At 60.2% G+C, this 22,244-nt stretch carries 19 protein-coding genes; 11 read left to right on the forward strand and 8 right to left on the reverse strand.

What is annotated here, in order from left to right; genetic code table 11:
* Positions 1-175: 175 nt before the first annotated feature.
* Complete coding sequence (gene ppdK, locus A3OQ_RS0116970; RefSeq protein WP_020176621.1) at positions 176-2,854, reverse strand: pyruvate, phosphate dikinase; 2,679 nt, start codon at positions 2,852-2,854, stop codon at positions 176-178.
* 187 nt (positions 2,855-3,041) lie between these two features.
* Positions 3,042-3,614 carry an HdeD family acid-resistance protein gene (locus A3OQ_RS0116975; protein WP_020176622.1) on the reverse strand — a complete coding sequence of 191 codons (573 nt, stop codon included), beginning with the start codon at positions 3,612-3,614 and terminating at the stop codon, positions 3,042-3,044.
* Positions 3,615-4,052: 438 nt separating this feature from the next.
* Between A3OQ_RS0116975 and dxs the strand changes: the two genes are divergently transcribed.
* Positions 4,053-5,975: a 1-deoxy-D-xylulose-5-phosphate synthase gene (gene dxs, locus A3OQ_RS0116980; protein WP_020176623.1), complete on the forward strand. Its 1,923-nt coding sequence runs from the start codon at positions 4,053-4,055 to the stop codon at positions 5,973-5,975.
* A 60-nt stretch (positions 5,976-6,035) separates the two neighbouring features.
* On the opposite strand, the gene A3OQ_RS0116985 is transcribed toward dxs, so the two are convergent.
* On the reverse strand, positions 6,036-6,485 hold the full coding sequence (locus tag A3OQ_RS0116985) for a MarR family winged helix-turn-helix transcriptional regulator (RefSeq protein WP_040580172.1): 450 nt from the start codon (positions 6,483-6,485) through the stop codon (positions 6,036-6,038).
* A 157-nt stretch (positions 6,486-6,642) separates the two neighbouring features.
* Here A3OQ_RS0116985 and A3OQ_RS0116990 point away from each other — a divergent pair, with 157 nt between their 5' ends.
* The 3 genes from A3OQ_RS0116990 to A3OQ_RS0117000 all read left to right on the forward strand — a co-directional run bounded on the left by A3OQ_RS0116990 (position 6,643) and on the right by A3OQ_RS0117000 (position 10,132).
* On the forward strand, positions 6,643-7,995 hold the full coding sequence (locus A3OQ_RS0116990; RefSeq protein ID WP_026595947.1) for an SCP2 sterol-binding domain-containing protein: 1,353 nt from the start codon (positions 6,643-6,645) through the stop codon (positions 7,993-7,995).
* Between the two features lie 65 nt (positions 7,996-8,060).
* Positions 8,061-8,822, forward strand: coding sequence for a TlyA family rRNA (cytidine-2'-O)-methyltransferase (locus A3OQ_RS0116995; protein ID WP_020176626.1), 762 nt, complete (start codon positions 8,061-8,063; stop codon positions 8,820-8,822).
* Positions 8,819-10,132 carry a class I SAM-dependent RNA methyltransferase gene (locus A3OQ_RS0117000; RefSeq protein ID WP_152428498.1) on the forward strand — a complete coding sequence of 438 codons (1,314 nt, stop codon included), beginning with the start codon at positions 8,819-8,821 and terminating at the stop codon, positions 10,130-10,132. The genes A3OQ_RS0116995 and A3OQ_RS0117000 overlap by 4 nt, the downstream gene beginning before the upstream one ends.
* 48 nt (positions 10,133-10,180) lie before the next feature.
* Here A3OQ_RS0117000 and A3OQ_RS0117005 read toward each other — a convergent pair whose 3' ends face one another.
* Positions 10,181-10,387 carry a hypothetical protein gene (locus A3OQ_RS0117005; RefSeq protein WP_020176628.1) on the reverse strand — a complete coding sequence of 69 codons (207 nt, stop codon included), beginning with the start codon at positions 10,385-10,387 and terminating at the stop codon, positions 10,181-10,183.
* Between the two features lie 99 nt (positions 10,388-10,486).
* On the opposite strand from A3OQ_RS0117005, the gene A3OQ_RS0117010 reads away from it, so the two are divergent.
* The 3 genes from A3OQ_RS0117010 (at position 10,487) to A3OQ_RS0117020 (ending at position 12,836) form a co-directional block, all read left to right on the forward strand.
* Positions 10,487-10,855 (forward strand): hypothetical protein, encoded by a 369-nt coding sequence (locus tag A3OQ_RS0117010; protein ID WP_152428499.1) that lies wholly within the window; start codon positions 10,487-10,489, stop codon positions 10,853-10,855.
* Positions 10,856-10,982: 127 nt separating this feature from the next.
* A complete protein-coding gene (locus A3OQ_RS0117015; RefSeq protein WP_020176630.1) occupies positions 10,983-12,410 on the forward strand; it encodes an FAD-binding oxidoreductase in 1,428 nt (475 codons plus the stop codon).
* Positions 12,411-12,455: 45 nt separating this feature from the next.
* A complete protein-coding gene (locus tag A3OQ_RS0117020) occupies positions 12,456-12,836 on the forward strand; it encodes a tautomerase family protein (protein ID WP_020176631.1) in 381 nt (126 codons plus the stop codon).
* A gap of 241 nt (positions 12,837-13,077) precedes the next feature.
* Here A3OQ_RS0117020 and A3OQ_RS0117025 read toward each other — a convergent pair whose 3' ends face one another.
* Positions 13,078-13,830 carry an SOS response-associated peptidase gene (locus A3OQ_RS0117025; protein ID WP_026595948.1) on the reverse strand — a complete coding sequence of 251 codons (753 nt, stop codon included), beginning with the start codon at positions 13,828-13,830 and terminating at the stop codon, positions 13,078-13,080.
* Between the two features lie 126 nt (positions 13,831-13,956).
* On the opposite strand from A3OQ_RS0117025, the gene A3OQ_RS22825 reads away from it, so the two are divergent.
* Positions 13,957-14,484: a hypothetical protein gene (locus tag A3OQ_RS22825; RefSeq protein WP_152428500.1), complete on the forward strand. Its 528-nt coding sequence runs from the start codon at positions 13,957-13,959 to the stop codon at positions 14,482-14,484.
* Between the two features lie 47 nt (positions 14,485-14,531).
* Here the strand turns inward: A3OQ_RS22825 and A3OQ_RS0117035 are convergent, their stop codons facing one another.
* Positions 14,532-16,325, reverse strand: coding sequence for an acyl-CoA dehydrogenase family protein (locus tag A3OQ_RS0117035; RefSeq protein ID WP_020176634.1), 1,794 nt, complete (start codon positions 16,323-16,325; stop codon positions 14,532-14,534).
* An 89-nt stretch (positions 16,326-16,414) separates the two neighbouring features.
* On the opposite strand from A3OQ_RS0117035, the gene A3OQ_RS0117040 reads away from it, so the two are divergent.
* The gene (locus A3OQ_RS0117040; protein ID WP_020176635.1) at positions 16,415-17,377 is read left to right on the forward strand and encodes an L-threonylcarbamoyladenylate synthase; all 963 of its coding nucleotides are present in this window, start codon (positions 16,415-16,417) and stop codon (positions 17,375-17,377) included.
* Between the two features lie 207 nt (positions 17,378-17,584).
* Here the strand turns inward: A3OQ_RS0117040 and A3OQ_RS0117045 are convergent, their stop codons facing one another.
* Entirely contained in the window at positions 17,585-19,264 is a 1,680-nt protein-coding gene (locus A3OQ_RS0117045; protein WP_020176636.1) for an electron transfer flavoprotein-ubiquinone oxidoreductase, read from the reverse strand.
* A 313-nt stretch (positions 19,265-19,577) separates the two neighbouring features.
* Between A3OQ_RS0117045 and A3OQ_RS0117050 the strand changes: the two genes are divergently transcribed.
* Both A3OQ_RS0117050 and A3OQ_RS0117055 read left to right on the forward strand, forming a co-directional pair.
* Complete coding sequence (locus A3OQ_RS0117050; protein WP_026595950.1) at positions 19,578-20,399, forward strand: alpha/beta fold hydrolase; 822 nt, start codon at positions 19,578-19,580, stop codon at positions 20,397-20,399.
* Between the two features lie 238 nt (positions 20,400-20,637).
* On the forward strand, positions 20,638-21,006 hold the full coding sequence (locus A3OQ_RS0117055; protein WP_020176639.1) for a PilZ domain-containing protein: 369 nt from the start codon (positions 20,638-20,640) through the stop codon (positions 21,004-21,006).
* Positions 21,007-21,603: 597 nt separating this feature from the next.
* Here A3OQ_RS0117055 and A3OQ_RS0117065 read toward each other — a convergent pair.
* The gene (locus tag A3OQ_RS0117065) at positions 21,604-22,140 is read right to left on the reverse strand and encodes a hypothetical protein (protein ID WP_020176641.1); all 537 of its coding nucleotides are present in this window, start codon (positions 22,138-22,140) and stop codon (positions 21,604-21,606) included.
* Between the last annotated feature and the right edge of the window lie 104 nt (positions 22,141-22,244).

Raw genomic sequence — 22,244 nt, forward strand, 5'->3', positions numbered from 1 at the left:
TGCGCCCCGTCGACTTTGAACCGTGTTGCTTTTGACACGGTCCAGTCTTGTCATCGTCTGATGGCAAGTTATCGCGGCTTAAGCTTGAAGACGGGTTACCTGGCTTTCAGCGGGATGGTTTCAGAATGAACCAAATAGCTGCAATCTTCCTATAAAGGTGAAGAGAAGCTTAAACTTACGCCAGCCCCTCCGCCTTCAGGCGGAGCGTTGCCTGCGCGGCAGCCAGTCTTGCGATCGGCACGCGAAACGGCGAGCACGAGACATATGTGAGACCGACTTTTTCGCAGAAGGCGATCGACGCCGGATCGCCACCATGCTCACCGCAAATGCCGAGCTTGATATCCGGCCTTGTCTTCCGGCCGCGCTCGATGCCGATCTTGACCAATTCGCCGACACCTTCCTGATCGATCGTAACGAACGGATCGGCCGGCAAAATGCCCTTGGCGGTGTAGGCGCCCAGGAACGAGCCCGCGTCGTCGCGCGAGATTCCAAGCGCCGTCTGGGTCAGATCATTGGTGCCGAAGGAAAAGAACTCCGCTGTCTCGGCGATCTCGCCTGCACGTAGGCAGGCGCGGGGAAGTTCGATCATCGTGCCGACGATATAGGGCACGCTCTGCCCCGTCTCTTGGCGCACCGCTTCCGCCATCTTGTCGATACTGGCTTTGACGATATCGAACTCGGCCTTGGTCGCAATCAGCGGCACCATGATTTCGGGCTTCGTCAATTCGCCGGTGCGCTTTTGCGCTTCCAATGCGCCTTCGAAGATCGCGCGGGCCTGCATTTCGGCGATCTCTGGAAAAGCAATCGCGAGACGGCAGCCTCTGAAGCCCAGCATGGGGTTGAATTCGTGCAACTCGTTCGCACGGCGCGTCAGCTTATCGGGAGAGATGCCAAGGTCCGCTGCGACTTCCGCGATCTCCGCATCCGTCTTCGGCAGGAACTCGTGCAGAGGCGGATCGAGCAGACGGATCGTCACCGGCAGGCCCGCCATAATCTCGAAGAGTTCGGCGAAATCCGAACGCTGCATCGGCAGAAGCTTCGCGAGCGCGGCGCGGCGGCCGGCTTCATCGTCGGCCAGGATCATCTCGCGCACCGCGACGACGCGTTCAGGCGCGAAGAACATATGTTCGGTGCGGCTGAGGCCTATGCCTTCGGCGCCGAACTTGCGCGCCGCACGCGCATCGGCCGGCGTCTCAGCATTGGCGCGCACGCCCATGCGGCGCACAGAATCCGCCCATTGCATGAGCGTGCCGAATTCGCCTGAGAGTTCCGGCTGCTGCATTTGCACGGCGCCCTGGATAACCTGCCCCGTGCCACCGTCGATCGTCAGCATGTCGCCCTTCTTGAAGACCTTGCCCGAGGCGGTCATCGTACCTTTCTCATAATCGATGCGCAGCGTACCCGCGCCGGACACGCAAGGCTTGCCCATGCCGCGCGCGACGACCGCCGCATGCGAGGTCATGCCGCCGCGCGTTGTGAGAATGCCTTCAGCGGCATGCATGCCGTTGATGTCCTCCGGACTCGTCTCGATCCGCACGAGGATCGCCTTGCGGCCGGCGGTTTTCATCTGCTCCGCCTCGTCCGAGTTGAAGACGATCTCGCCGCAGGCAGCACCGGGCGAGGCCGGAAGCCCTTTGGCGACGACCGTCAGCGCCGCCTCCGGATCGATCATCGGATGCAGCAGTTGATCGAGCGATGACGGATCGACGCGAGATACAGCTTCATCCCGTGTAATCAAGCCTTCGTTCGCCATTTCGACAGCGATGCGCAAAGCCGCCTTGCCGGTGCGTTTGCCGGTTCGGGTCTGCAGCATCCAGAGCTTGCCGCGCTCGACCGTGAATTCCATGTCCTGCATATCGCGGTAATGCTTTTCGAGCAGGTTCGTGGTCCGCATGAATTCGGCGAAAACCTCCGGAAGCAGAACTTCCATCGACGGTTTGTCGGAGACGGCATTGATCCTGGCAGCCTCGGTGATATTTTGTGGCGTGCGGATGCCCGCGACCACATCTTCGCCTTGCGCATTGATGAGGAATTCGCCGTAGAGTTCCTTGGCGCCGGTCGAGGGACTGCGGGTGAAGGCGACGCCCGTAGCCGACGTCTCGCCCATATTGCCGAAGACCATGGCCTGCACGTTGACCGCCGTGCCCCAGCTCGCCGGAATGTCGTGCAGACGGCGGTAGCTGATCGCGCGCGCAGTCATCCAGGAACCGAAGACGGCGCCGATAGCCCCCCAAAGCTGCTCTTTCGGATCCTGCGGAAACGGCTTGCCGAGCGCATGCTCGACCTTCGCCTTGTAGTCCACGATGATCTTCTTCCAATCCTCGGCGGCGAGATCGGTATCGAGGATGAAGCCCTTCGTCTCTTTGTAATGTTCGAGAATGTCTTCGAAATGATGATGCTCGATTCCGAGCACGACGTTCGAATACATCTGGATGAAGCGGCGATAGGAATCATAGGCGAAGCGCTCGTCGCCGGCGCTTTTGGCGAGAGCCAGCACGGTCACATCGTTGAGACCGAGATTAAGCACCGTGTCCATCATGCCGGGCATGGAGGCGCGGGCACCGGATCGCACCGAAACCAGAAGCGGATTTTGCTCATCGCCGAAGCTGCGGCCGGTCAGGCGTCCGACCTCGACCAGCGCCGCTTCGACGGCCGCTGCGAGATCCGGAGGATAGGATTTTCCGTGATCGTAGAAAAACGTGCAGACTTCGGTCGTGATCGTAAAACCCGGCGGAACCGGCAGACCGAGATTGGCCATTTCCGCGAGATTGGCGCCTTTGCCGCCGAGCAAATCGCGCATCCCGCTCGCGCCCTCGGCCTTGCCGCCGCCGAACGAATAAACCCACTGACTCATTGTATCACCTCAGGACGCCATCATCGCCGAACTTAAACTGCGTCGCCTCACGAGCGGGATGAGGATAGCCGAGATGGGCCTCTTGAAATGATCATATCAGGCAGGCCTGATATGATGCGGCCGCATCCCGCTCTAATCTTTGGAATCGATCACGATGATTTTGGATGAATCCAAAATCATCGTGATCTTAAGTCGCCGTCCGCAGCCGAAGGCCGAAGGCGATCCAACCCGATCCCCAAAACAAGAGATCGAGCCCAAGCAAAATCCCCAAAATGAAAAGGCTGTTTAATGGCCAGCTCGCGACGATCAGAACGCCGACGACAAATGTGACGACGCCGGCGAGGATCACGAGGCCGCGCAGGCCTTTCGCGAGCTTCAAGCCGAAATAGATGCGCAACAGCCCCGTCGCCAGCATGGCGATGCCGAGTGCCAGCGTGAAGACGGCCGCCGCCACGAAGGGCTGCGCCAGCGCGAAGGCTCCGGCCACGATGTAGAAAAGCCCGGCGATGATCCAAAGGAAGAAATGGCCCCAGTCGCGCGACGTGATCCCCATGGCGATCTCGCCGCCGCCAGCGACGATCATGAAAATCGCGATCATGAAGACAGAAGCGATCGTGGCCGAAACGGTCAGAACCAGCGCCGCGAGCCCGAAAAGCGCCACGACGGCGCCGAAAAAGACGATCCAGCCCCAACGGTGGCGGAGCCGTTCGAGCGCGACGGGATCATGCGGGAACGGAATGGGATCGAGCGAATAAGTCATTAAAAGCCCTCAGAGAGGAGGCAAGGCCGGCCCGGCAAGCTCTGCCATAACAGGCCGGCGGGAGGATAGTTCCTGGGTTTTAGGACGTATAGACCGCCGATCGGTTAAGAATAACCGCAGAAAGCGCGGGTCCCCTGTCATTTAGGGGTTCAGACTGTGTGCTCAAAGGCACAGGTCTCGGTAAAACAACGTGGTTCTCTTGCGGTCGGACAGCGGGAGTGATCCTAATTTCAGGGCACTGACGGTCCTACCGAGGCTATTTCGAGACATTTTGGCAGGAGGTAAAGTTTGCTCCCTGCAAATTTCTTAGATATTGACCGAAGTTTGGACCATAGGCCGGACTTTATTGTCACTTGCCGTCAAGTTTAAATCAAACGCGATCGGATCACGTCCCGTTCCAGTAAAGACGAAGATCCGGACCGCCTGGGAGAGGCTCACGTGACGACATCCTCGAACTCGAAGACCCCGCTTCTCGATACGATCCTGACGCCGGCCGATCTGCGGCTGCTGCCTGAATCGGACCTCGCTCAAGTCGCGGCAGAACTGCGAACCGAAACCGTCGATGTCGTCTCGGTCACCGGCGGACATCTCGGCGCCGGTCTCGGCGTCGTCGAGCTGACGGTCGCGCTTCATTATGTCTTCGACACGCCGCGCGACCGGCTGATCTGGGACGTCGGCCACCAGACCTATCCGCATAAGATCCTGACCGGACGGCGCGACCGCATCCGCACCTTGCGCAAAGGCGGCGGCCTCTCCGGCTTCACCAAGCGCTCCGAGAGCGAATATGATCCTTTCGGCGCGGCCCATTCCTCGACGTCGATTTCGGCCGGTCTCGGCATGGCCGTCGCCAATACGCTGTCCGAAAAGAAGTCCAATGTCGTCGCGGTCATCGGCGACGGCTCGATGTCGGCCGGTATGGCCTATGAAGCGATGAACAATGCCGGCGCCATGCATTCGCGCCTCATCGTAATCCTGAACGACAATGAAATGTCGATCGCGCCGCCAGCCGGCGCGCTGTCCGCTTATCTGGCACGCCTCGTTTCGGGCGGCACCTATCGCACGGTGCGCGAAGCCGCCAAGCAGCTTGGCAAGCATCTGCCCAAATTCGTCTACGACCGCGCCCGCAAGACCGAGGAATTCGCCCGTAATTTCTGGTCGGGCGGCACGATGTTCGAAGAGCTCGGCTTCTATTATGTCGGCCCGATCGACGGTCATAATCTCGATCATCTCCTGCCCGTTCTGAAAAACGTGCGCGATGCCGAAGGCGGCCCGATCCTGGTCCATGTCGTCACGCAAAAGGGCAAAGGCTATGGCCCGGCGGAAGCCGCGAGCGACCGCTATCACGGCGTCAATACCTTCGATGTTCTCACCGGCACGCAGGTGAAGCCGAAGGCGAACGCGCCGTCCTATACGGCGGTTTTCGCGGATTCGCTCATCAAGGAAGCCGAGCGCGACGACAAGATCGTGGCGATCACCGCCGCCATGCCGGGCGGCACGGGCCTCGATACATTTGGCAAGGCCTTCCCGGCGCGCACCTTCGATGTCGGAATCGCCGAGCAACATGCGGTGACTTTCGCCGCCGGCCTCGCGACGGAAGGCTACAAGCCCTTCTGCGCGATCTATTCGACCTTCCTGCAGCGCGGCTACGATCAGGTCGTGCATGACGTCGCGATCCAGAATTTGCCGGTGCGTTTCGCGCTCGACCGCGCCGGTCTCGTCGGCGCCGACGGCTCGACCCATGCCGGATCGTTCGATGTGTCCTATCTCGGCATTCTTCCGAATTTCGTGGTGATGGCAGCCGCAGACGAAGCCGAGCTCGTGCATATGGTGGCAACCGCTGCGGCCTATGATGCAGGCCCGATCGCCTTCCGTTTCCCGCGCGGCGAGGGTGTCGGCATCGACATGCCCGAACACGGCGAAATCCTCGATATCGGCAAGGGCCGCATCGTCCGGGAAGGCAATAAGGTCGCGATCCTGTCGCTCGGCACCCGTCTCGCCGAGGCGCTGAGGGCGGCGGAAGATCTCGCCGCCTACGGCATTTCGACGACCGTCGCCGATGCGCGCTTTGCAAAGCCGCTCGATCGCGACTTGATCCGCAAGCTTGCGACCAACCACGAAGTGCTGATCACGATCGAGGAAGGCTCGGTCGGCGGCTTCGGCTCTTTCGTGTTGCACCAGCTTGCCGAGGACGGGTTGCTCGACGGGCAGCTCAAGGTTCGCAGCATGGTCCTGCCGGATCTTTTCTTGGATCAGGATAAGCCCGACATCCTCTATGCCAAGGCCGGCCTCGACGCGAAGGCGATCACCGCCAAGATTCTGGAAACGCTTGGCCAGGACAATAAGAAAACCAAGATCGCCTGAAGCATCGTCCTGAAAAGTCGGTTCGACTTTTCATATAGAGTGATGCCCTGGTTTGACGCCTCAGTCGTTGCGCGCCAGCCGCTCAAGCGAGCGGTCGAGCGCGCTATTGAGGCTCGCGATGTCGCGCGCCCCGAGCAGCTCAGCGAGCTGCTCCTGCGCTTTCCGCCATAGCGGATAGGCGACCGGGATAATGGCGCGGCCCGCATCGGTCAGCGCGATCATGCGGCGGCGGCGATCCTCGGCATCATTGACGGCCTGCAAAAGCCCGCGCTCGATCAACGGCTTCAAATTACGCGTCAACGTCGTCGGATCGGTGACCAAGGCTTCTGCCAGTTCCCCGATCGACAGGCTTTCTTCCGGCCACAGCCGCGCCAAAAGACTGAACTGCGCGACGGTCAATCCCGCAGGCGCAAGCATCTGGTCATAGATCTGCGTAACCCGGCGCGTCGCCTTGCGAAGCCGCAAGCAGGTGCAGCTCGCAATTTCATCGATCGGTGACCGCTTGCTCATCTTGCTCGCAGCAAAGGTTGGCGCCGGATCGGCAGGGACGCATCTCTTATCACGCCAGTTTGACTGGGCCTATGACGCCACAGGCGGCGGTGCCGTCTTGACGCGGATCGATTATTATTATCTGTATATACATATATTTTCAAGCATGGAGCTAAGCATGGCGCAGCTTGCCGAACATCCAACGGTGAAGCATTTCCACGCGGTCGCGGCGGCCGGACTTGCGCCTTCACCGCCTGCTATCTTGGACGCCGCATGGCTCAGGAAAATCTGCCTCGATGCCGGTGCCGACGATGTCGGCTTCGTCGAGATCGGTAGCCCCGACATCGCCTCTCATAAACAGGAGATTCTCGATGCCTTCCCGGCGACGAAGAGCCTGATCAGCTTCGTCTGCAAGATGAATCGCGAAAATATCAGGACGCCTCAGCGTTCGATCGCCAATGTCGAATTTCATCATACGAATGTTGAGATCAACGATGTGGCGCGCCACATTGTTTCCGTCCTGGAAGAGGCAGGCATCCGCGCGCTGAACGGGGCGCCGACGGGCTTTCCGATGGAGGCCGATCGCTGGGGCGCAGGCCAAATGTGGGTCGTCTCGCATAAGCCTGTCGCCGTCGCAGCGGGCCTCGGCCGCATGGGCATTCACCGCAATGTCATTCATCCGAAATTCGGCAATTTCATCCTGCTCGGAACAGTGCTGGTCGACGCGGAGATTTCGGCCACGGCCAAGCCCATCGATTACAATCCTTGCCTTGAATGCAAGCTCTGCGTCGCGGCCTGCCCGACCGGCGCGATCGCCCCGGATGGCGCGTTCAATTTCTCGGCCTGCTACACGCATAATTATCGCGAGTTCATGGGCGGCTTCAACGATTGGGTCGAGACGATCGCAGAAAGCGGCAACGCCAAGGCCTATCGAGACAAGTTTTCAGACGCAGAGTCCGTCTCGATGTGGCAGAGCCTGTCGTTCGGTGCGAATTACAAAGCCGCCTATTGCCTGTCCGTCTGCCCTGCCGGCGAAGATGTGATCGGGCCTTTTCTCAAGGACCGCAAGCAATTCACGCATGATTTCGTTGAGCCGCTGCGCAGCAAAAAGGAGACGATCTACGTGACGCCCGGCTCCGATGCCGAGACCTATGTGCCGCAGCATTTCCCGCATAAGCCGATCAAGCGCGTCGCAAGCGGCCTCGGACGGCAATCCTCGGTGCGGGCGTTTCTGCGCGGCCTGCCGCTGGTCTTTCAGCGCGGTAGGGCCAAGGGCCTCAATGCCACCTACCATTTCACCTTCACCGGCCGCGAAGATGTGACGGCGACCGTGACGATCGCCGGCAAGGAGCTGCGCGTCGCCGATGGGCACGAGGGCAAGCCCGATCTCAGCGTGAGCGCGGATAGCGAGACCTGGCTGCGCTTCTTGCGAAAGGAGGCGAGCCTCCCCTGGTCGCTGCTTAGGCGGCGCATCCGCCTCAAGGGCTCGCCACGTCTGCTCTTGGCCTTCGGCCGCTGCTTTCCGGCATAGACCGTCAAAAACACGTTCATCCGCGCGGGCTCGCTCTCACGGCCCAAAGCGGATAAAAGCCTCTCATGATGACAGTCAAACGAGAGGACCAGCGAACGCGCGCCGATCTTCTGCTCGTCGAGCGCGGTTTTTTCGAAAGTCGCGCCAAGGCGCAGGAAGCGATCGCGGCGGGGCATGTTTCGGCCGACGGACGCGTGTTGCGCAAAGCTTCCGAGACGATCGCCCCTTCTGCCGAAATAGAGGCGAGCGCGCCTTATCCTTGGGTCTCGCGCGGCGGCCTCAAACTCGCGGCCGCGCTCGAGGCTTTCGCCATTGATCCGTGCGGCCTCGTTTGTCTCGATATCGGCGCTTCGACCGGCGGCTTCACCCATGTCCTGCTCGATCGCGGCGCAGTGCGTGTCCATGCCATCGATGTCGGCCATGGCCAGTTGCATATGAGGCTCGCGGGCGATCCACGCGTCGATGCGCATGAGGGCTTGGATGCGCGGAAGCTTTCGCCTGCCCTCTTTCCACAGGCACCCCGCCTCATCACCTGCGATGTCAGCTTCATTTCGTTGAAGCTCGTTTTGCCCGCCGTCTTACCCTTGGCAGCGGAGGATGCCTGTCTCATTGCGCTGATCAAACCGCAATTCGAGGTCGGCCCGGCGCAAGTCGTCAAGGGCATCGTGAAATCCGACGACGCCCGCGAGAAAGCTTGCGCTGATGTTACCGCCTGCGTCGAAGCGCAGGGCTGGAGCGTGATCGGCCTTATCCCCTCGCCGATCACCGGCAGCGACGGCAATTGCGAATATCTTTTAGGCGCGCGTGGCAAGGCCGAGCCGCGATGAGTCCCGAGAGCGGAACCATGGATCTTGCCGCCAAACTCACGATCGACCGGCTTGGCGATCGCGGCGAAGGCCGGGCCAAGGGGCCGCGCGGCGCGATCTTCGTGCCCTATGCGCTGGCTGGCGAAAACATCGTCGCCGAGGTCGATGGCGATCGCGGCCATCTTGTTGAAATCCTGACGCCGAGCCCCTATCGTATCCCTGCCATCTGCCGCTATTACGGAATTTGCGGCGGATGCGCCGTGCAAGCCTTGGCCGATGCCCCCTATCGCGCCTGGAAGCGCGGGCTTCTCGTCGAGGCCTTGCGGCATGTGGACCTTCCCTTCGAGCGTGTCGGCGAACTCGTCGATGCGCATGGCGAGGGCCGCCGCCGCGCGACATTCCACGCCCGCGTCGCGCCGCAAACCGGCATGAAGACGGATGGCATGAAGGTCGGCTTCATGCAGGCCCGTGCGCATGAGCTCGTCGAGATCGAGGCTTGCCCCGTGCTGGCACCGTCGATGGATCAGGCGCTTCCGGCCGCCCGCGCCCTCGCCAACGAGTTGGCGCGGCTGGCAAAGCCGCTCGACATTGTCGTCACCGCGACCCTGTCGGGTCTGGACATCGATATTCGCGGCTGCGGCGCGCTCGATCATGCGACCACCCAATGGCTCGTCGAAGTCGCCGAGAAAATGGATCTCGCGCGCGTCTCGAACCATGGAATCATCATCATCGAGCGGCGGCAACCGCTGCTCACCATGGGCGAAACGGATGTGCGCCCACCGCCCGGTGCCTTTTTGCAGGCGACTTTGGCAGGCGAAGAGATTTTAGCCAGCCGCGTCGCAAACGCGCTTCAAAACGCCCGCCGTGTCGGCGATCTTTTCGCGGGGCTTGGCACATTCGCGCTGCGCCTCGCCCAAAAGGCCGAGGTCCATGCCTTCGACCTCGACCATCCTGCCCTCTCGGCATTGCATCGCGCGGCGCGCGCCGACACGCGCCTTCGTGCGGTGACCGTCGCAAAGCGCGACCTCTTCAAGCGGCCCTTGAATGCGGATGAACTCAAAACCTTCGATGCGCTGGTCTTCGATCCGCCGCGCGGCGGCGCCGAGCCGCAGGCCCGCGCCATCGCGGCCTCTGAGGTTCCGCTCGTAGTCTACGTCTCCTGCTATGCGCGAAGCTTCGCGCGCGATGCCGCGCTTTTATGCGAGGGCGGCTATCAGCTCGAAAGCGTCGATCCCATCGACCAATTCCGCTTTTCGCCCCATATAGAGATCGTCGGCGTTTTCCGCCGCGAGGCGAAGAAGAAGTCGAAGCGGAAAAAGCTTCTGGGATAAGATCTGAGATAGCGCTCAGACGAGCGGAAGATTAAAAAAATGCTGAACTCAATGCTCTTTTGCCGCTTGAACCGCAGTCCGTCCGAGGGCAGTGATGGTGTAGATCGTATCCGAGAGGTTGAGTGATTGTTCAGTCACATAACCAGCTTCAATGAGCCGGCTGAGTCCCTGACGGTTCCTGTTTCCGGATATCGTGCGCTCGCCTTTTTCTAGATCTTGCAGAAGCCTAATTTCTTCTTTGATGAGCACTAGCATCTGTATACTCCCGACGGCCCAATCTCTCTCATGGATAAACTTTGCGCTTTGATCCGCACAGCTTCAACGACAACGCGGCGATTGTACGGAGGCATGAGCGTGGCTGCTAAGTTTCAGACTAATGTATGCATTACCTTTTTCACCATTGGGCTCAATGCAGGCGTCGCGTTGGCAAAAGACATCCCGGAGGCTTTCACCGTCTATGGATTAGGAATGGTCTCGTGCGGACAGTATATATCCGACAGGACTCATAAACCTTTTGCTGAAGAAGGTTATTCTGATTGGTTGGCGGGTTATTTAAGCGCCTTCAATCGCTTCAATATTGGCGCGAACACGCTGACGAAAGACCTCGACATGGCCGGTGCACTCGGCTGGATAACGAATTATTGCCGCGACCACCCAACAGAAACCCTACAAAGCGCGACTACCGACTTGCTGTTATTCCTGTGGAAAAAGAAATCCAATTAACACGTAAGAGACGGCAATCCTCGACCCGCCTGTGAGCGGGTCGATGAAGCAGGGGTTTGACGGAACGAAGCGCCGTGTCACCTCATCGTAATCTAAGCTTAAGCCCACCATGAGTTAGCAAATCGAAATGGCCCAAACAGCGCTCAGCCTCGCACCCGACCTTCTCCAGCGCTTTGCCGCCATCGCCGGCGAGGCCCATGTGCTAACGCGTGACGCAGACATGGCGCCCTATCTCTGCGAGCCGCGCGAGCTTTATAGAGGCCGCGCGCTTTGCGTGGTACGGCCCGCTTCGACGCAAGAGGTCGCCGCCATTGTCGCGCTTTGCAATGAGACCGGGACAAGCCTCGTGCCGCAAGGCGGCAATACCGGGCTTGTCGGCGGCCAGACGCCCGACACAAGCGGCCATGAGATCGTGCTGTCGCTGACGCGCCTCAACAGGTTGCGCGAGCTCGATCTGGCCTCCAACACGATGATTGTCGAAGCCGGCATGATCCTCGCCAATGTGCAGGCAGAGGCGGATCGCGCCGACCGCTTTTTCCCGCTGTCGCTCGCGGCTGAAGGCTCCTGCACGATCGGCGGCAATCTTGCGACAAATGCCGGCGGCACGGCGGTGATCGCCTATGGTTCGGCGCGCGATCTTGTGCTCGGCCTCGAAGTCGTGCTCGCCGATGGGCGCATCCTGTCCGACCTCTCGAAGCTCCGCAAGGACAATACGGGCTACGATCTGAAACATCTTTTCATGGGATCGGAAGGCACGCTCGGCATCATCACCGCCGCGGTGCTCAAACTCTTTCCGAAGCCGCGCGCGATCGAAACGGCCTTCGTCGGCTTGGCCAGCCCCGAGGCGGCGCTCGATCTTCTGAGCCTCACCCGCGCCATGGCCGGCCCGGCACTCACCACTTTCGAACTGATCTCAGCCCGCGCCTTCGATTTCGTGCTGCGTCACGGCGAAAGCGTTCGGCCGCCTTTGCAGGATGGCCATGCCTGGTACGTGCTTTTGGAACTCACTTCGCCGAATGCGCATGGCTTGAGCGAGTCGATGCTTGCCCTGCTCGAGGCCGCGAGCGCGCAAGGCACGATCGAAAATGCCGCGGTGGCCGCCACGCTCGACCAGCGCCAGGATTTCTGGCGCCTGCGCGAACTGATCCCCGACGTGCAGAAGCGCGAAGGCGGTTCGATCAAACATGACGTATCGCTGCCGATCTCAGCGGTTCCCACCTTCTTGAAAGAGGTCGACAGCGCCGTGACGGCGGCCATGCCCGGCGCGCGGCTCGTGCCCTTCGGCCATCTCGGCGACGGCAATATTCATTGCAATGTCTCGCAGCCGGAAGGCGCCGACAAAGCGGCTTTTCTGGCGCGATGGGCCGAGATCAATGCCATCGTCCATGCGGTCGTAACGGCGCATCGCGGCTCGATTTCGGCCGAGCATGGCATCGGCCAATTGAAGCGCGATCTTCTGCCTTCGGTGAAGGACCCGGTCGCCTTGGATCTGATGCGGGTCTTGAAAAAGACGCTCGACCCGAAAGGGATTCTCAACCCCGGCAAGGTGCTTTAAACCGCGCTTGCAAGACACCTCCGTTAGACAAACCAGGAGCCCAATATGCCTTTGGTCCGCGTATCCATTTTGAAGGGTAAGCCGCCGGAATACCGGCATGCCATTTTGAACAATATCTATCAAGCCATGCGCGAGGCCTTCAACGTGCCGGAGGAAGACCGCTTCATGACCCTGACCGAGCATGAGGAATCGGATTTCGTTTTCAGTCCGACCTATCTCGATATTTCGCGCACATCCGATTTGATCATGATTCAGATCACGGCCAATAATACGCGCACGCTCGATCAGAAGAAAGCGCTTTATGCGCGCATCGCGGAATTGCTCGTGAAAAACCCTGGCGTGCGGCCTGAGGATATTCTCATCAATCTCGTCGAAGTCGCGAAGGAGAATTGGTCCTTCGGGCACGGCATCGCGCAATATGCGTGAGCTTCCAGAGTCGGATCAAATTATTTCGTTTCGAAAATCGATGTGTGCGAACCCTCTCCCAATGGGAGAGGGTGCCGCCGGAGGCGGCGGGTGAGGGGTTACGCACCCTCAATTTGGAAATTGCAACCCCTCATCCGCCTCGCATTCGCTCGGCACCTTCTCCCACAGGGAGAAGGACGCGCCTCATGTTTGAGACCAACTTGCAACATGGGCATCAATTCCAGGCAGTGATTTCGGCCGCCTAGAACAAGCTCCCCTGCTCCGGCACGTCGCGCTTTTGCGGCTTCGCGGGAGCGGGCGTAGCGCTCGGCGCAGCCGGCTCTTGAATATCCGGCGTGTCGTTTGCCACCTTATTGACGCCCGGGCCGATCTCGAAAAATTCGAGCACGTCGTTTTCAGGCGGACGTAGAAGACGCAGCGCGTCGTCCACCCGCTCCGTTTCATTGTCGAGCCAGAGATCGAAACTCTTTTGCTCAAGCACCGCCGGCAGGCGCGGATGGATCGCAGCGGTCGCGCCATTGGCCGCGGTCGTGACGATGCAGGCCGTGTCCAGCTCCTCGCCGTTTGGGCCCATCCATGTCTCCCAGAGACCGGCGAAGGCCATGAGCGTTCGATCCTGCCGGCGTATGAGAAAAGGCTGCGGCGGAATTGTCTTATGGCCCGGCCGCCATTCGTAGAAGACATCCGCGAAGAAAAGACAGCGTCGCCGTTTGACCGCGTTCTTGAAACTCGCCTTTTGCAGAAGCGTCTCGCTGCGGGCGTTGAAAATCAGCGGAAAGCCTTTCGGGTCCTTCACAAAACCCGGCAGAAAACCCCAGCGTGCCAAAACGAAACGCCTCTCCATCGCGCCTGAAATGTTTCGTTCATGACGAATGATTGGAACCGGTTGGGAGGGCGCGATGTTATAGCGGGGAGGAAAATTGGGCTGATCAGTATAGCCGAAGAACAGCCTGACGGCCTGGGGTGTCGAGGTAATGGCGAAGCGTCCACACATGACAATAAGTCGGGCCTGCTTTGTCTCTAATTCGTCGATTATTCTGCATCCGTGGAATTGATCGAAACAGATTATTTATTTGCATATGACAAAGTAGGACGTAAGGAATTGGACGAGATGTCAGCCGTGGCGAGAGAATCTGACCCTTATCGTGTACCGCAAATGACCTCGGAGCGCGCGTCAGCCCTGGTCAATCCCGCCTCCGGGTTAGCCAATGACTATCTCAACCTTTTCAATGAGATCGTCATGCTCATCGAGCAGCTTCCGGTGATGCCCGACCTTATTCAAGATATTCTAGCCTGGCATCCGGTCAGCTACGCCGATTATTTTTCGGCATCATCCTTACCAGAGCGGCATCTGGCCCTTGAAGCCTATACCGACCTCGATGCCGAATTTCGCACAAGTTTTGAAACGGTCGTCGACGAGCTCGATCAGAAGGCTGTCGGCGCGGTCGCGGCAATAAGGCGCATGTATAAGGCCAATGGCGAAGTCGATCAGAACTTGGCCGATATTTGCGCCAGGGCCAGCGAAAGCTTGCGCAAGACGCTTCTCAAGGCGACGACCCTCGTCAACCACGGCACCCGCCGCGGCCGCGAAACGCCACAGCATCGTGTCGACCGGATTCTCAACCTCAATGCCCGCAAGGCCGGCTGAGAAGAATCTCGCTTTCGACCGTCCCGGCTCTTTCACTCTTACAACTTTCACAGTGCAAAGGCATCGGCCGCGGCATGGACCGAGCCGGCGCCTTCGGTGATATTTCGCTCAAGGCCGGACGCGCCGGTCGCAATATTTTCAGCGAAGAATCGCGCCAAGGCGATGCGCGCGGCGAGCAATGGATCGCTCGCTCCCCTGCTCATCAAGCGATGCGCGGAAAGAGCCCCGCGCGCGAGCGCCGTGCCGCCCCGTGCCAAGCCGAACAGCCGCAGAAAAGGCGAAGCGCCGGCGAGTATGTCTTTCGGCCGTGTTTCGAGATTGGCGCGCATGAAATCCACGGCCCGTTCCAAAGACGCGACCGCTTCGCCAAGCCGAATCGGCATTGCGCCGAAAGCCTCCGCGTTGATGCTCTCCAAGGCGGCGATGATCTCCCGCATATCGGCCAATTCGGCGCGCATGGCCTCACCGCCCGAAAGCGGCAATTTGCGCAAAACGAGGTCCATTGCCTGAATGCCATTGGTGCCTTCGTAGATGGCGGCAATTCTGACATCGCGCATCAATTGAGCCGCGCCCATGTCTTCGATGTAGCCCATGCCGCCATGAACCTGCACACCGAGCGAGGCCACCTCATTGCCTATGTCGGTTGAAAAAGCTTTCGCGAGCGGCGTCAGCAGGCCGGCGCGCTCGGAGGCCTTTTTGCGTTTCTCCACATCTGGCTCGCGCTGCGACCGGTCGATCGAGTCCGCCGTCATGAGGCAGATGGCGCGCGCCGCCAGAACCAAAGCCTTCATGGTCATCAGCATGCGCTGCACATCCGGATGCCGGATGATCTCGCTCATCGCATCCGACTTTTCGCCGGGCGCGCGGCCCTGCCTGCGTTCGCGCGCGTGATAAAGCGCCAGTTGCGTCGCGCGCTCGGCGATCGCAACGCCCTGCATGCCAACATTCAGCCGCGCATTGTTCATCATCGTAAACATGCAGGCGAGGCCTCTATGCGGCTCGCCGATCAGCCAGCCGCGCGCGCCTTCTTTTTCGCCGAACACCATGGCACAGGTCGGCGAACCATGGATGCCGAGCTTATGTTCGAGCGAGATGCAGCGCAGATCATTTCGCGCGCCGAGCGATCCATCGGCGTCAGCCAAAAATTTCGGCACGAGAAACAGCGAAATACCGCGCGTGCCCTCCGGCGCATCGGGCAGACGCGCCAGGACGAGATGCACGATATTTTCAGCCATATCGTGATCGCCGAAGGTGATGAAGATCTTGGAGCCGAAGATTCGATAGCTGCCATCGGCCTCGGGCACCGCGCGGGTTTTGAGACCTGAAAGGTCGGAGCCCGCCTGCGGCTCGGTCAGATTCATCGTCGCGGTCCAGGTGCCTGCGACGAGCCTCGGCAGATAAAGCGCCTGCAACTCCGGCGAGCCATGAACCCGGAGCGCTTCGATCGCGCCGATCGTCAGCAAGGGACAAAGACCGAAAGCCATATTGGCGGCGGTCCAGATCTCGATACAGGCCGCGTTGAGCAGAATGGGCAGGCCGAAGCCGCCATGTTCGAGCGGGCCGCTGACCCTGTTCCAACCCGCTTGCGCCCATTGCGCATAGGCGGCCGGCCAACCCTCCGGCGTGCGGACCTGGCCGCCTATAAGCCTCGCGCCCTCCCGGTCGCCGATGCGATCGAGCGGCAAAAGCAGATGTTCGGCGAGACGTCCGGCCTCGGTCAGCGTCGCTTCGGCGAAACCATCGGCGAGATCGGCGTAAAGCCCGTCTTCGATACCGCGATCGAGGCCCGCCTCATGCAACATGGCGAAGAGGATTTCCGCGACCGGCGCGTGATAGATCATCGATCCGCTCTCCCCTTCTACCTCGTTCAACGCTAGAACAGCTTATAGCGGCGCGACGACCTGCGTCCATCGAGGCACGTTTTCAGTCCATGACTTTAGTCATCACGCTCGACGATCAGAACAGAAAGACCGCGCTTGCCGAGGCTGCGCGGATTTTGCTGAGCGGCGGTACCGTCGCCTTTCCGACAGAGACCGTCTATGGCCTGGGTGCGGATGCAACCTCTGCCGAAGCCGTTGCACGCATCTATGCGGCGAAAGGCAGGCCTTCCTTCAATCCGCTGATCGCGCATGTCGCAAACCTTGAGGCCGCGCGGCAACAAGGGCTGTTTTCAACAGAGGCGGAGGCGCTTGCCAAAGCGTTCTGGCCTGGGCCTCTCACTCTGGTTTTGCCTTTGGCCGGAAGCGCCACGGTCTGCGGCCTCGCGCGCGCGGGCCTTGACAGCGTTGCACTGCGCGTTCCCGATCATCCCGTTGCGCAAGCGCTGATCGCGGCCGTGGGGCGCCCGCTCGCCGCGCCCTCCGCCAATCGATCGGGCCATATCAGCCCCGTGACGGCGGCCCATGTTTTCACGGATTTGAATGGCGCAATCGACATGATCCTCGATGGCGGACCGACCCTTGTCGGCCTCGAATCGACCATCGTTGCTTGCCTCGACGACACACCGCGTCTGCTGCGGCCGGGCGGAATCGCACGGGAAAATATCGAAGCCGTCTTGGGACGGCCCTTGAAAGAGGCCGCGTCATCGGCGACGCCGGCCGCGCCGGGCATGCTGGCCTCGCATTATGCGCCTCGCGCGCAATTGCGTCTCAACGCTGCTGCGCGGGCCGAAGATGAAAGCGGCCTCGATTTCGGCGGCACCTTCGCGTCAAGCCCGGATGTGCTCGACCTTTCGCCGCGCGGCGATCTCATCGAGGCCGCCGCGCATCTGTTCGATTATCTGCATAAGCTCGATGCAGCGGGAAAGCCCGTCATCGCCGTCGCACCCATCCCGCATCACGGGCTCGGCGAGGCGATCAACGACCGGCTCGCGCGGGCAGCGGCACCGCGGTGAATGGCTCACTCGCCCTCGCGCTTCGAGACGCGCTCCTAAAGGAGCGCTCCTCAGCATGAGGGCTTTGATAGAGCGAACCTCTTAGCCCTCACCCTGAGGTGCGAGCCATAGGGCGTTGCGAAGCGACGCCCGTCGCAAGCGACGGGCTATGGCGAGCCTCGAAGGGCGAGGGCAGCAGCCGTCTCGAAGTGCGAGGGCTTTAGATCGCTACATCCCGCGATAGTTGGGCCCGCCGCCGCCTTCCGGCGGCAGCCATACGATGTTTTGCGCCGGGTCCTTGATATCGCAGCTTTTGCAATGGACGCAGTTTTGCGCATTGATGACGAAGCGCGGATCGGCCTTCGCGGCCTCGTTGCCGTAGAGCACTTCATAGACGCCCGCCGGGCAATAGAGCCGCGCCGGCTCGCCGTAATTCGGCAGGTTCATCTCGATCGGAATGGAGGGATCCATCAGATGCAGATGGACCGGCTGGTCCTCCTCATGATTGGTGTTCGAAATGAAAACCGATGACAGCTTGTCGAAGCTGCGGACACCATCGGGCTTGCCATAGGTCAGAGCATGCGCGGCCGAAAGCGGCGTCAAGGACTCGTAATCGGCTCCGTCATGCTTGAGCGTGCCGAAGAGGGAAAAGCCGAAAAGCTGGTTCGTCCACATGTCGAGCCCGCCGAGCGCGATACCGGCATAGGTGCCGAATTTCGACCAAAGCGGCTTGGCATTGCGCACCTTGAACAGGTCGCGGCCGATGTCGGATGCCCGCCACGCCTCTTCATAAGTGGCGATCTTGTCGTTGGCGCGGCCGGCCTTCAAGGCGTCGGTCACATGCTCGGCCGCGAGCATGCCGGAGAGGATCGCATTATGCGATCCCTTGATGCGCGGCACATTGACGAAGCCCGCAGCGCAGCCGATCAAAACGCCGCCTGGAAAACTTAAAGTTGGCACGGATTGATAACCGCCTTCGGTGATCGCACGCGCGCCATAGGAAAGCCGCGTCCCGCCTTCGAAGGTCGGTGCGATCAGAGGATGCGTCTTGAAGCGCTGGAACTCGTCGAAAGGCGAGAGCGTCGGGTTCTTGTAATTCAAATGCACGACGAAGCCGACCGAGACGAGCCCCTCGCCGAAATGATAGAGAAACGAGCCGCCGCCCGTCTCGCCATCGAGCGGCCAGCCGAAGGAATGCTGCACGAGGCCAGGCTTGTGCCGCGCCGGCTCGACCTGCCAAAGCTCCTTCAGTCCGATGCCGAATTTCTGCGGCTCGTGGCCCTCGTCGAGCCCGAATGTCGCGATGAGCTGCTTCGTCAGCGAGCCGCGCGCGCCCTCTGCGAAAAGCGTATATTTGCCGCGAAGCTCCATGCCGCGCACGAAGGAATCCTTGAGATGCCCGTCCCGCGCGATTCCCATGTCGCCCGTCGCGATGCCGCGCACCTCGCCATCATCGCCGTAAAGCACTTCGACCGCCGCGAAGCCCGGATAAATATCGACGCCTAGCGCTTCGGCGCGGGCGCCGAGCCAGCGCACGAGATCGCCGAGCGAACCGATGAAATTGCCATGGTTGCCCATCAGTTTCGGCAGCACGGCATTGGGCAGCCGGAAACTCCAGGTGGCGCCCAGAAGATAAAAACGGTCGTCCGCGACCTTTGTCTTCAACGGGCAGGCCTTGTCGTCGCGCCAATCCGGCAGGAGCCGATCGAGGCCGACCGGATCGATCACCGCGCCGGACAGAATATGGGCACCGAGCTCGGAGCCCTTTTCGACGACGACAATGCTGATGTCGGGCGAAAGCTGCTTCAGGCGGATCGCGGCGGCAAGGCCCGCCGGGCCTGCGCCGACGATCACGACATCGAAATCCATGCTTTCGCGCGCAGGCAGATGCGGACGCGTCTCGGCCATCACAAGCTCCCGTTGAGGCCTTGTGTCTTAATCGCTTCCCGAGGCCTGAACCATAAAAAGAAAGTCGCATGACGTGCGATTGACCGCATTTGTCAGAATTTGTGCATCTCCAGCCAAGAGACAGGCAGCGACGCCGCGCCGCCCGGTTGAAAAATCGAGGTTTCCAAGAATTAACCTGCAAAAGCCCATGGACAGCCACGCTTCGCGCGCCAGGATTTAAGCGAAGCCCGAAGCGCAACCGGACAGCTGCCAGGTGCTTCAAGCTGCGGATTGCAAAAAGCGGATGGCAAAAGGCGTATGGAAGGAGAACGACATGGCATTTGTCACCACCAAGGACGGCACCAAAATTTTCTACAAGGATTGGGGCCAGGGCCAGCCGATCCTGTTTTGCCATGGCTGGCCGCTTTCGGCCGATGCCTGGGACGCGCAAATGGTGTTTCTCGGCCAGCACGGCTACCGCGTCGTCGCGCATGACCGCCGCAGCCATGGCCGCTCGGACCAGACCTGGGACGGCAATCATATGGACACCTATACCGACGATCTTTTGGCGGTCGTCGAAGCGCTCGACCTCAAGGACATTGTCCTGGTCGGCCATTCGACCGGCGGCGGCGAAGTCGCGCATTTCATCGGCCGCCACGGTACGAGCCGCGTCGCCAAGGCCGTGCTCGTATCCTCAGTGCCGCCCTTGATGCTGAAAACGGCCGCCAATCCCGGCGGCCTGCCGATCGAGGTCTTCGATGGCATCCGCAAAGGCACGTTCGACAATCGCTCGCAATTCTACATAGACCTCAGCCTGCCCTTCTTCGGCTACAACCGGCCCGGCGCCAAAATCTCCGAGGGCATTCGCCAATCCTTCTGGCTGCAAGGCATGCTCGGCGGCCTCAAGGGCCAGCTCGATTGCATCAAGGAATTTTCGGAAGTCGATTATACCGAGGACTTGAAGAAGATCGACAAGCCGACCCTCGTCATCCATGGCGACGACGATCAGATCGTGCCGATCGCCGCCGCGGGCGCGATGTCGGCCAAGATCGTCAAAGGCGCGGTGTTGAAGGTCTATCCTGGCGCCCCGCACGGATTGCCGATCACGCTCCAGGATCAAGTCAACGCGGATCTGCTCGCCTTCATCAAGGGGTGAGACAGATCGCATGATACGCTGGCGAAACGCCGCCCGCATTTAAAGCGCGCCGGCATTCGCCTCGTCGCGCCCGGATTTATTGCCGGGCGTTCGATTTCTGCATCTGTATTGTCTCAGATATTTTTAACTCTGAATGGACGGATGTTTTTCCTTTTCCGCGCCTCACAGGGAAGGTCGCTCATCCGGCAAACGTTCCTTAAGACTCGCCCGCTTATTGGTCCCCGCAGGGGGTGCCTATATGGGTTCGACGATCACAAGCAGACGCAAGGCCGAAAGACAAAAATGCATCGTCGAAGCGCGCGTCTACGCCGACGGGCATCCGGCTTTGCTCTGCCGCATCGCGGACCTCACGCCCGACGGCGCGAAACTCATCGCCTATAGGCCGGTCCCGGCTTTATCGGGCAAGATCATGGTCTTCATCCCGTCGATCGGCGAAGTCTGGGCCGCGCGAATCCGCTGGTGCCGCGTGCAAAGCCTCGGCGTCGAATTCATCTGCGGCGAAGCCGATTTGGCCGAGCCCGAAACGCCACCCGAGCCGGAGACATTCGCGCTGCGCATGCAAGTGGCGCAGATCGCCGACACGGCGAAACGCCTGTCGGCGGCGTAGAGGCGGGCTCAATCAATGGCCCTCATTGCGAGGAGCTACACTCCGAAGCAATCCGCAAGGAGAATGTCCGCATCCCACCAGAGCTGAAGCGCCATGTCGAGGCGCTGGCAAAGCGAGGCATTCAACAAGCATGAAGCGCAAATGGGTGGAGCGTCTCCTTCTCCCTGTGGGAGAAGGTGCCGAGCGAATGCGAGGCGGATGAGGGGTTACAATCCCAAACGTCTAAGATCGTAACCCCTCACCCGCCGCCTCCGGCGGCACCCTCTCCCACTGGGAGAGGGCACGATCAGCATTCTTTATACCCCGCCAATCATCTCTTGGCGGCGAGCATGGCGAGCGGATGGCTTTAGTCAATTGATTGCTTCGCAACCGCCTCCGGCGGCGAGCCGAAGGCTCGTCATTGACTAAAGCGATCCGTCTCGCCGATCATGTTCGCCGTGAGATGAATGGGGAAGGTGTGATAGTATCAGGTGAATACAGCCGGGAACGAACGCTCGCACCAGAATTTTGTAACGGAAATGGCGAGGCAAATCAGCATGTTTCGGTTGGCACATAAGTCTTGATTTTTGCACGGCAGCCTAGCCATGGGCAGCTGCATTAGCTGTTATCAACGGGGCCAAATATCCATTGCTGAACCCACCCTGGATAAGCCTCTTGAATCCATCGCGGCGTCGGCTCCTTTTCTTGGATTCCAAAAACCCAGGCCGAAATAAAATTATCGCCAGCGACGAGGGCCTCTACTTCGCTTCGGACGCGCGCCAATTGTTCATGAATGTGCCTAGCCGAGATGCTAGATAAAGGTCTCCCGATGTTTGCGTTCTCGTGAGCGATGAAATTTCTGGCATCCTTAGCGCGCACAAGAAGTGCAATTTCTTGTGCGCTGAAATCTGGAAACACCTTCATATCCACAATAGTTGCGCCGAGGAACTTGGCCTTTAGAACCTTGGCAAGCGTCTCCGTCGCTGACAGGTTCCCACCTTCCTTGAAATATTCTGTCAACTTCACGACGCCGAGGACATACTTGCACTTCTCCTCGAAGGCGCTTGCCATATATAGAGCCTTGCCGATGATCAAGAAGAACTCGTCAAGCAGCTCTGGCTCTTTCAGCTGTTGATGACTGATGGACCAAGCCATGCCACACCTACGTCGTTACGTCAGATATCCGTTAAGTCGCATAGGCCCCAATATCGAACTTGCAGTGGCAAACGTGCAATGGCCTTCTAAGTCCTCCCCTACGT

This window comes from Methyloferula stellata AR4 (assembly GCF_000385335.1).
Lineage (GTDB): Bacteria > Pseudomonadota > Alphaproteobacteria > Rhizobiales > Beijerinckiaceae > Methyloferula > Methyloferula stellata.

Coding starts and splice junctions, on each gene's coding strand:
- A3OQ_RS0116985 (WP_040580172.1), bottom strand. CDS start 6,485: ATGAGCAAGCGGTCACCGATCGATGAAATTGCGAGCTGCACCTGCTTG.
- A3OQ_RS0116975 (WP_020176622.1), bottom strand. CDS start 3,614: ATGACTTATTCGCTCGATCCCATTCCGTTCCCGCATGATCCCGTCGCG.
- A3OQ_RS0117065 (WP_020176641.1), bottom strand. CDS start 22,140: ATGGCTTGGTCCATCAGTCATCAACAGCTGAAAGAGCCAGAGCTGCTT.
- A3OQ_RS0117020 (WP_020176631.1), top strand. CDS start 12,456: ATGCCTTTGGTCCGCGTATCCATTTTGAAGGGTAAGCCGCCGGAATAC.
- A3OQ_RS0117050 (WP_026595950.1), top strand. CDS start 19,578: ATGGCATTTGTCACCACCAAGGACGGCACCAAAATTTTCTACAAGGAT.
- A3OQ_RS0116995 (WP_020176626.1), top strand. CDS start 8,061: ATGATGACAGTCAAACGAGAGGACCAGCGAACGCGCGCCGATCTTCTG.
- A3OQ_RS0117040 (WP_020176635.1), top strand. CDS start 16,415: ATGACTTTAGTCATCACGCTCGACGATCAGAACAGAAAGACCGCGCTT.
- A3OQ_RS0117015 (WP_020176630.1), top strand. CDS start 10,983: ATGGCCCAAACAGCGCTCAGCCTCGCACCCGACCTTCTCCAGCGCTTT.
- A3OQ_RS0117045 (WP_020176636.1), bottom strand. CDS start 19,264: ATGGCCGAGACGCGTCCGCATCTGCCTGCGCGCGAAAGCATGGATTTC.
- A3OQ_RS0117035 (WP_020176634.1), bottom strand. CDS start 16,325: ATGATCTATCACGCGCCGGTCGCGGAAATCCTCTTCGCCATGTTGCAT.
- A3OQ_RS0117000 (WP_152428498.1), top strand. CDS start 8,819: ATGAGTCCCGAGAGCGGAACCATGGATCTTGCCGCCAAACTCACGATC.
- A3OQ_RS0117025 (WP_026595948.1), bottom strand. CDS start 13,830: ATGTGTGGACGCTTCGCCATTACCTCGACACCCCAGGCCGTCAGGCTG.
- A3OQ_RS0117005 (WP_020176628.1), bottom strand. CDS start 10,387: ATGCTAGTGCTCATCAAAGAAGAAATTAGGCTTCTGCAAGATCTAGAA.
- ppdK (WP_020176621.1), bottom strand. CDS start 2,854: ATGAGTCAGTGGGTTTATTCGTTCGGCGGCGGCAAGGCCGAGGGCGCG.
- A3OQ_RS0116990 (WP_026595947.1), top strand. CDS start 6,643: ATGGCGCAGCTTGCCGAACATCCAACGGTGAAGCATTTCCACGCGGTC.
- A3OQ_RS0117055 (WP_020176639.1), top strand. CDS start 20,638: ATGGGTTCGACGATCACAAGCAGACGCAAGGCCGAAAGACAAAAATGC.